The 1,031-nt window shown below is 78.8% G+C and carries 2 protein-coding genes; both read right to left on the bottom strand.

Going from position 1 to position 1,031, the window contains the following annotated elements; genetic code table 11:
• Nucleotides 1-113: 113 nt before the first annotated feature.
• Complete coding sequence (locus FHE66_RS13405; protein WP_139073481.1) at nt 114-587, bottom strand: Rv3235 family protein; 474 nt, start codon at nt 585-587, stop codon at nt 114-116.
• The coding region (locus FHE66_RS15640) for a LysM peptidoglycan-binding domain-containing protein (RefSeq protein ID WP_176554784.1) at nt 584-1,031 on the bottom strand (448 nt) is incomplete at its 5' end. The genes FHE66_RS13405 and FHE66_RS15640, both read right to left, overlap by 4 nt.

A 1,031-nucleotide genomic window follows, 5' to 3' on the forward strand; every position in this document is an offset into this window, starting at 1 on the left:
CGCGTGCCCCGGGTCCTGTGCCCGGGGCACGCGGCGGACGTCGGCTGTGCGGAAGTCGGCTGTCGGGCGGAAGTCGGCTGTCGGGCGGAAGTCGGCTGTCGGGGCGGGGGTGGTCAGCCGATCTCGAGGGCGGTGGCGCGCCAGCGGCCGCGGTGGCACTCCACCCGGACTGCGGCCGCCCGGATCCGCACGCCGTCGTGGACGACGACGGCGGCCTCGTGGACCCCGGGCCGCACCTGCGTGCAGCGCACCCGCCGCACCCGGGCGCACAGCGCGGGGTCCGGCCGCCCGAGGACCCGCACGGCCAGGCCGGCGCGCCGGGCGAGCTGGTCGTACAGCTCGGCGGACAGCCACCGGGTGAGCTGGGCGGTGGGCCGGCTGCCGGTGAGCACCTCGACAGCTGCCCGCACGAGGGTCGCCGCCCACGGGGCTACCGGGGGGAGCTGGTCGAGGTCCGGCTCGGTCTCCGGCTCGACGGCCCCGGGCTCCGTCTCGGCGCTGAAGCGCACCCTGTCCCAGGGGCGGGCGCCGTCCGGTGGTCCGCCGGTCGGGGCGTGGCGGGGGGCGAGGGTGGTGGGAGCGGTCATGGCACGTCCTTCGGTTCGGGGGCCTGGAGCAGCTGGCCCGGGTGGATGAGTCCGGGGTCGGCGCCGACGACGTCGCGGTTGGCCTCGTACCAGCGCGGCCACTCCGCGGCGACGTCCGCCACCGTGGCGCCGGGGCCCAGGTGGCGGGCGGCCACCGCCCACAGCGAGTCGCCCGGCCGGACGACGTAGGACTCGTCCGCGAGGTCGGTGTGCGCGGCCGGCGCGCTGACGGGGGCGGCGACGCCAGGAGGGGCCGTGGCCCCTGGCGCCGAGGTGGCCTGCGCCGCTGGTGGCCAGGCTGCTGCGGGCTCGCTCGGCGCAGGTGTGGCGGGGTGCGTTGGGCCTTCGTCCTGCGGGACCGGTTCACCGTCCGGCTCGGAGGCGCCGTCGTCCGTGGGGGGTGCGGACGACGGCGCTTCCGAGCCGCCGGGGAGGGTCTGGGTG

The organism is Georgenia sp. 311, assembly GCF_006151955.1.
GTDB lineage: Bacteria > Actinomycetota > Actinomycetes > Actinomycetales > Actinomycetaceae > Oceanitalea > Oceanitalea wutianyii.